Raw genomic sequence first — 7293 nt, forward strand, 5'->3', positions numbered from 1 at the left:
CCGCCGCCTTCTGCGGTGTGGTCGGCATGAAGCCGACCTACGGCGCCGTCTCCCGCTACGGGCTCGTCGCCTTTGCCTCCTCCCTCGACCAGATCGGCCCGCTCACCCGCACGGTGCGCGACTCCGCGCTCCTGCTCGACGTGATCGCCGGGCACGACCCGCGCGACGCGACCAGCCTCGCGCGGGAGTGGGGGAGCTTCGGTTCCGAACTCGGCCGGGAGGTCGGGGGGCTACGCGCCGCGCTCCCCGCCGAATTCTTCGGCGAGGGGATTTCGCCCGGGGTTTCCGCCGCCGTCAAGGCCGCCGCCGCGCGGTACGAGCGCCTCGGCGTGCGGGTGGAGGAGGTCTCGCTGCCCACCCTGCGCCACGCCCTGCCCGCCTACTATGTGCTCTCCTCCGCCGAGGCGTCCTCCAACCTCGCCCGGTTCGACGGGGTGCGCTACGGCTTTCGCGCCAAGGGCTGCCGCGACATCGGCGAGCTCTACCGGGAGAGCCGCAGCCAGGGGTTCGGCGCGGAGGTCAAGCGGCGCATCCTGCTCGGCAGCTTTGTGCTGAGCGCGGGGTATTACGACGCCTACTATAAGAAGGCGCTTCAGGTGCGCACCCTCGTCCAGCGGGATTTCGCGCGCGTCTTCGAGCGGTTCGACTTCCTGCTGGCCCCCGTCGCGCCCACCACGCCCTACCGGCTCGGGGAAAAGCGGGACAGTCCGCTCGAGATGTATATGGGCGACGTGTGCACGGTGCCGGTCAACATCGCCGGCCTGCCCGCGCTTTCGCTGCCCTGCGGGACCGACGCGCAGGGGCTTCCGGTGGGGATGCAGCTGATCGGCGGGCCGTTCTCCGAGCAGCTCCTCTACCGCGCCGCCTACGCCTATGAACAGAGCGAGGGAGGGAAACAGCCATGAGCGCGCGCGATCAATATGAGATGGTCATCGGGCTCGAGGTCCACTGCGAGCTCAAGACCGCGACCAAAATCTTCTGCTCCTGCCCCACCGCCTTCGGCGCGGAGCCGAACACCCAGTGCTGCCCCGTCTGCACCGGCATGCCGGGCGCGCTGCCCGTGCTCAACCGGCAGGTGGTCGAATACGCCGTCAAGGCGGGGCTCGCCGCCAACTGCCGCATCGCCCCCCACTCCAGGCAGGACCGCAAAAACTACTTCTACCCCGACCTGCCCAAGGCCTACCAGATCTCCCAGTACGACCTGCCGCTCTGCGAAAACGGCTTCCTCGAGATCGAGACGGAGACCGGTTCCAAGCGGGTCGGCATCACCCGCATCCACATCGAGGAGGACGCGGGCAAGCTCGTGCACGTCGAGGGGCAGGGCACCCTCGTCGACTGCAACCGCTGCGGGGTGCCGCTCATCGAGATCGTCTCGGAGCCCGACCTGCGCTCGGCGGAGGAGGTCCGGGCCTACCTGCACAAGCTGCGCGCCGTCCTGCTCTACACCGGTGTCTCCGACTGCCGGATGAACGAGGGCTCGATGCGCTGCGACGTCAACCTCTCGGTGCGCAGGAGGGGGGAGGAAACCCTCGGCACCCGCACCGAGATGAAGAACCTCAACAGCTTCCAGTTCATCACCAAGGCGATCGAATTTGAATTCGCGCGGCAGGTCGACGCCGTCGAGGCGGGCGAAGCGATCGTACAGGAAACCCGCCGGTTCGACCAGGCCTCCGGCAGGACCCTTTCGATGCGCCGCAAGGAGGACGCCAACGACTACCGCTACTTCCCCGACCCCGACCTGCCGCCCATCGCCGTTTCCCCGGAGGAGCTCGGCGCGCTGCGCGGGGAGATCCCGGCGCTGCCTGACGAGCGCAAGCGTAGGTATGTCGAACGCTGGGGGATCACCCCGTTTGCCGCCGAGCTGCTCACCCTCCGCCGGGAGGCAGCCGACTACTTCGAGGAAACCGCCGCGCTTACCCGCTATCCCGCGCTCGCGGCGAACCTCATCCAGAGCAGCGCGGTCCCCCTGCTCGGGCCGAACGGAGGGAGCATCCCCCTGCCCCCCGCGCACATGGCCAAAATCGCGGACCTGCTCGGGGAGGGGCGGATCAACAGCGGCACCGCCCGCCGCCTCGTGCGCGAGCTGTGGGACACCGGCCGCGACCCCCTCGAGGCGGTGCGCGCGGAGGGGCTCGAGCAGATCAGCGACCGGGAGGCGCTCACTGCGCTGGCGCGCGAGGCGCTCGCCGAACTTCCCCGCGCCGCCGACGACTACCGGAGCGGCAGGACCGCCGCGCTCCAATCCCTCGTCGGGCGGGTGATGAAGAGGACGGCGGGACGCGGCAACCCCGCCCTGCTCCAGGAGATTTTCCGCTCCCTGCTCGACTGAACGGCAAAAAACGGGGCCCGCTCCGAATCCGGAACGGGCCCCGCAAATCATTTCGCTCAGAGGTTTTCAAACGCCTTCTCGATCTCCTTGTCGCGGAGCACCTTGAGGGCGCCGTGGATGACCGCGCCCTGGTCGACGGTGACCAGCTCGGAGGAGACGTCGCCCAGCAGCATGGCGTTCTGGTTGAAGACCGCAGCCTCCCGCGTCGTGACGTTACCCTTCACGCGGCCGTTGATCGTCGCGCGCGCAGCGCCGATATCCCCGATCAGCACCGACTCCCCGTCCATCGTCAGGATGGCGGAGGCCGTGACGTTTCCCTGCACCCGGCAGGCCACCATTTCAATGTTGTTACCCTGGACGTTTCCGGTCACCTGCCCGCAGATGCGGACGTTGCCCTTCGCGTCGATATCCCCCTTCATTTCGCCGAGCATTTCGACATGCCCGTCCGACAGGATTGTGCCGGTGATCGACGTGCCCGCCGAAATGGTCGTCTTCTGCATGCCCTTGGCGGCGGGCGCCGGGCTCGCCGCGGCTTCCTCCGCCGCGGGCTCCTCCGCAGGCGGGGCCGGGCGGCGGTCCTTCTTGCCGCCCTCGTTCACCGCCAGCATGCTGAACCCGCCGAAAGCCGACAGGGCCACCGGAGCGATCAGGCCGATGCCAAACAGGCTTTTCAGGGTCGCCAGCATCCGTTTTACACTCATGTTTACCATCCTCTCGTTTCCATTCTCAAACCCATGCCGGACAAAACCACCTCCGGCCGGTGGAAAGCATCCGTGCGCGTCTGCCGCGGGCCGTTTCCGCGCGCCCGACGCACCTTGATCAAATGTAACTTCATTATAGAATACTTTCCAAATTGTTGCAAGATGTTTAGAAATTTTTACCCATATTCATGCAATTTTTTCTGTTACCAAAACGGAATTGTTGAGTTTGGCCTCCTTAAACCGGGATCCAATCACACTTTTTAGATGTTTAGCGGAATTTTTCGGAAAGAGTCTAACTGAGTATTTTTCCATTTTGTGACCATGAAAGGGAATTTTTCCACCTCTCTTCTCAAAGCGGCGGCCCTCCCCGCCGCGACTCCCGGGTCCGCCTTATTCCATCTTGCGCTTCCCGCCGGCGGGAGGTATACTGGATTTAAATTAGATTGGACAGGGGGACCCGAAGGATGAGAAAAAGTGCCGCCCGCGCGGCGGGATTGTGCGCGGCCTTCCTGCTGGCAGTGAGCGGGTGCGCCCCGGCGGGGTCTCTGCCGGGAGAAACGCCGGCGACCGCGGCGGCGGTATCCGAAGCGGACGGCAGATCGGCGGCCGATTCCGCCGTTCCGGAGGGATTTTGCGAGGTGCATATCGCCTTCCCCGACGGCCGCGAAAGCGTCGGGACGGGCGAAAAGCTGCGCGTGGACGAAAACGGAGACCTCCTCCCTCCCGCCCGGAGCGGCGCGGCGGATTTCCGCGCGGAGGAGCTCGTCACACTCGATCTGCTGCTTCCCGAGGGGTGGACCGCACGGCTCCCCGACGAGGGGGAGGGCACCTATGCGGAGATGCTCCGCGGTCCGGTCAACCTCTATCGCGGCGATCAATGCGTCGGCACCGTGGGGTATGACCGCTTTGACGACGAACCGATCGAGGCATGGGAGGACTACGGCTTCGACGCGCCCCCCGCCGACTACCAGGGCTACTACCGCTGGCTGATGACCGGTTTTCGCACCTGGGACGATGGCTACACCCCCATCGCGCGGACCGGACGGACTTCCGCCGCGACCTGCCGGGTCCGCTATCCCGCGCGGCTCTTCGAGGATGGCGCGGACTACCGGAACAAGGGCGTCCTCTTCTGCGACCTCGATCTGCTCTATTTTACCGGTATCGAACTGCTCGACAGCGCCCTCACCGACGAACAGCTCCGCGTGATCGCGGACAGCGTCAGGCTCTCGGCGGACGAGCGCCCCTTCGACCCGCCGCTGCCCGTCCCCTCCGTCGAGACGCCGGAGGGATACCGGCAGACGGAGATTCTCTTCCCCGCCTACCAGGATGGCAAGGAGGACTACAACGCCGAAATTTACGAGATTCCCTCCTTTACCCTGCGCATGGCCCTGCCCGAGGGCTGGACGGTCCGCAAACCCGCGCAGACGGCCCCCGCCGGGGGCTTCTTCACCCCGATGGACCTCTATGACGGGGAAACGCCGATCGGCAGCGTCGGTTACATGACCTTCGAGGTCGTGGGACCGACGACCGAAGAGAACTTTCACCGGATGATCTATCATCAGCTGATGCTCGGTTCGGTCGTCAACTGGGACAACGACTACACCCCCGTCACGATGACCGAAACGACCTGCACCGCGACCTGCCGGGTGATGCGCAAGGCGGACGGCCCCGAATGGGAGGGGGTCAGCATGGCGGGCAGGCCAGACTTCTACAGCCCGGCCATCCTATCCTACGATGAAAAGCTGCTGGTATACGCGGCGATCTCCTTCGAGGAGGGGGCTGTCACCGGCGAACAGCTCGAAAGCATCGCGCGGACCGTCCGGTTCCTGCCGGAACGGTGACGGCAGAAAGGCCCCGGCCGCTTACGCGGCCGGGGCCTTTCCCGTTCAGAGGTTCACGCGTAGACCGGCTGGAGCTGCTTTCCCGCCAGCGCGGCCTCGAGCGCCGCGCCCACCTTGTCGAAGTGCGCCACCACCGAGGTCGGCTTTTTGACCGGGTCGTCCTGCGACATGGGGACGAAATAGACGTTTTTGGCGTTCATCAGCACGCCGATGTTGCGCGCCGAACCGGAGAGCGCGTCGTTGGTCGACACCGCCAGCAAAAGCGGGTTCCCGTTGCGCAGATTCGACTTCGCGGCCATCGTCACAGGGGTGTCGTTCACGCCGTTTGCGAGCTTGCCGAGGGTGTTGCCCGTGCAGGGGACGATCACCATCGCGTCGAGCAGGTTTTTCGGGCCGATCGGCTCGACCTCCTCGATCGTATGCCACGCCTTGCGGCCGCACGCCCGCTCGATCCGTTCAAGCCAGTCGGCGGCCCTGCCGAAGCGGTTGTCGGAGACGTAGGATATCGGGGAGAGGATCGGAAACACGTCGTAAATCCCCGCGAGCTCCTCCATCACCGGCAGCACCTTCGCCCAGGTACAGAAGGAACCGGTCATGGCAAAACCCAGTTTTAATTTGTCCATCACAGCACCTCCTGTTCAGACAGGCAGTTGCCGATCGTGTCGAGGATGATCTCCCCGGCGGTGATCGGCGCGGTTTTTCCAGGCAGCGAAAGCGCCCAGATCGTTTTGATGCCGAGGTCCCCGGCGGCTTCAAGGTCCACCCCGGTAGAGCGCGCATTTGGATAGGGTGGGAATTTAGGGTGGAGCGGTCGTTTGCACTACCATTTCCTGTATGTTTTTGCGGGCTTTGGTCCTGATTCTGGAAGGGATGCGCGGTTGAAAAAAGGCGCTGTTTCTGGTATGATAACAGGTAGGAAACGCGGCTTGAGAAACTCGCGGGGAGGTGTGGCCTTGCGCACCGGGAACAAAAAGGGATACGTCCTGCTGACGGTCGTCTGCGTCTTCGCCTTCCTGTCGGCGCTCGGCTTCACGCTGCTGACGGCGGCGCTCGCAAATATGCAGAGCGCCGAGCGTAAGCTTGCCGGCGCGCAGGCCGACGCCTACGCCGTCTCGCTGGCCGAATCGGTCAACGGCATGGTGGAGGCGGGGCGGTTCGAGCCGCTCGTATCGGGGTGGAAGCAGGCCGCCGCTGCCTCCGCCAGCATTCCAGACGGCCGGGATTCGGTCTTTTTGCCGGGCAGCGGCCCGGCGAACGTCCTGCGGTCGGAGGAGATCTCCGTCTCCGACCCGGCCGACCCAGGTGCGGACGGCCGGACGGTCCGGATGGACGCCTCCTTCTTCCTCTCGGACGTCACCGTGCGGCGGGACCCCGCCGACCCGGACAACCGCGCCAAATATACCGCCTCCGGCACGCTCGAGGCCGATCTGGCCGTCACCTGCCTGCTCGACGGCCGGGAGGTGTCCATCCGGTTCCACAGCACCTTCGACGCGGCAGCGGACGCCGGGAAGTGGCGGCTGCGCCGGTTTGTAAAGGAGGACTGAGCCATGCGCCGGAAAATTGGGAAGCTGCTCCGGAAAAAACAGGGTTTTACGCTGATCGAATCGGTGCTCGGCGTGCTGCTCTTCGCGCTTGTAATGACGGTCGTCTCGGCCCTCTTCGTGACTTCGTCGCGCATCACGGTCCGCACCCAGCAGTCGGAAAACGCGGTCAACCGGGTCATCGCCCTTTCGGAGGAGGCGGGCGCGGACCTCTCCGCGCCCTATGAGACGCGCGATTTCTCCCTCGCCTTCGGCGGGACGGTGAACGAGGAGCTGCGGCTCGTCACCTATGAGGTTCCAAACGGCGACGGAACCGTGCGCCTGAGCAAATTCGTCTACGCGCCCGCGGAAACGGGGGGAACGCCATGAGCCGCCTGCGCGCCCTGCTGCGGAAAAAGAGGGGCTTCACCCTCATCGAGATGATCGTGGCGATGACCGTCTCCGCCCTGCTGATGGCGGGGATCGCCGCGCTGCTGCCGAGCTTTGTGAAAATCCACGCGCACAGCATCGACCTCTCCTACGCGAAAAAAATCTCCAACAGCATCGAGGAGGCGCTCAAAAACGAGCTCTCCTTCGCCTCCCGCGTCGCCGTCTCGGCGGACGGCGCGACCCTCACCTACACCGGCCGCCACGGCGAAAAGACGGTCGACGGGAACGCCGGCCCGCCCGTCGTCGAAGGGCTCGCCTACGACCCCGGCTACTATATGGGCCAGCAGGTCTCCCTCCGCTTTTCCCTCGACGGGGAGGTCTGCACCGTCTCGATTTCCGTGCGCGACCGCGCGGGCGGCAGTCTCTACAGCGCCGACCGGCCCATCCGGCTGCACGGGATTCCGCCCGACGCCCCTTAGCCGTACATCCGGACATTCAAAAAACGCCCCCGG

The 7293-nt window shown here is 65.5% G+C and carries 9 protein-coding genes; 6 read left to right on the forward strand and 3 right to left on the reverse strand.

Going from position 1 to position 7293, the window contains the following annotated elements:
* The coding region (locus RDM88_RS10535) for an amidase family protein (protein ID WP_308754802.1) at positions 1-905 on the forward strand (905 nt) is incomplete at its 5' end.
* The gene (gatB, locus tag RDM88_RS10540) at positions 902-2329 is read left to right on the forward strand and encodes an Asp-tRNA(Asn)/Glu-tRNA(Gln) amidotransferase subunit GatB (protein ID WP_308754803.1); all 1428 of its coding nucleotides are present in this window, start codon (positions 902-904) and stop codon (positions 2327-2329) included. The genes RDM88_RS10535 and gatB, both read left to right, overlap by 4 nt.
* Before the next feature lie 56 nt (positions 2330-2385).
* On the opposite strand, the gene RDM88_RS10545 is transcribed toward gatB, so the two are convergent.
* Positions 2386-3030, reverse strand: a complete 645-nt coding sequence (locus tag RDM88_RS10545; RefSeq protein ID WP_308754804.1) for a polymer-forming cytoskeletal protein — start codon at positions 3028-3030, stop codon at positions 2386-2388.
* A gap of 464 nt (positions 3031-3494) precedes the next feature.
* Between RDM88_RS10545 and RDM88_RS10550 the strand changes: the two genes are divergently transcribed.
* Positions 3495-4871 (forward strand): hypothetical protein, encoded by a 1377-nt coding sequence (locus RDM88_RS10550; protein ID WP_308754805.1) that lies wholly within the window; start codon positions 3495-3497, stop codon positions 4869-4871.
* A gap of 53 nt (positions 4872-4924) precedes the next feature.
* Here RDM88_RS10550 and RDM88_RS10555 read toward each other — a convergent pair whose 3' ends face one another.
* Both RDM88_RS10555 and RDM88_RS10560 read right to left on the reverse strand, forming a co-directional pair.
* Positions 4925-5494 (reverse strand): dipicolinate synthase subunit B, encoded by a 570-nt coding sequence (locus RDM88_RS10555; RefSeq protein ID WP_308754806.1) that lies wholly within the window; start codon positions 5492-5494, stop codon positions 4925-4927.
* The gene (locus RDM88_RS10560; protein WP_207654180.1) at positions 5494-5634 is read right to left on the reverse strand and encodes a hypothetical protein; all 141 of its coding nucleotides are present in this window, start codon (positions 5632-5634) and stop codon (positions 5494-5496) included. Before RDM88_RS10560 ends, RDM88_RS10555 begins: the two co-directional genes overlap by 1 nt.
* Positions 5635-5824: 190 nt before the next feature.
* Here RDM88_RS10560 and RDM88_RS10565 point away from each other — a divergent pair, with 190 nt between their 5' ends.
* Genes RDM88_RS10565 through RDM88_RS10575 form a run of 3 tightly spaced genes read left to right on the forward strand, consistent with a single transcriptional unit; the run spans position 5825 to position 7260 of the window.
* Positions 5825-6415 carry a hypothetical protein gene (locus RDM88_RS10565; protein WP_308754807.1) on the forward strand — a complete coding sequence of 197 codons (591 nt, stop codon included), beginning with the start codon at positions 5825-5827 and terminating at the stop codon, positions 6413-6415.
* Positions 6416-6418: 3 nt separating this feature from the next.
* A complete protein-coding gene (locus RDM88_RS10570; RefSeq protein ID WP_308754808.1) occupies positions 6419-6781 on the forward strand; it encodes a type II secretion system protein in 363 nt (120 codons plus the stop codon).
* Entirely contained in the window at positions 6778-7260 is a 483-nt protein-coding gene (locus RDM88_RS10575; protein WP_308754809.1) for a prepilin-type N-terminal cleavage/methylation domain-containing protein, read from the forward strand. The genes RDM88_RS10570 and RDM88_RS10575 overlap by 4 nt, the downstream gene beginning before the upstream one ends.
* Positions 7261-7293: the final 33 nt, after the last annotated feature.

The organism is uncultured Anaerotruncus sp. (assembly GCF_902490045.1).
In the GTDB taxonomy this organism is placed as follows: domain Bacteria; phylum Bacillota; class Clostridia; order Oscillospirales; family Ruminococcaceae; genus Anaerotruncus.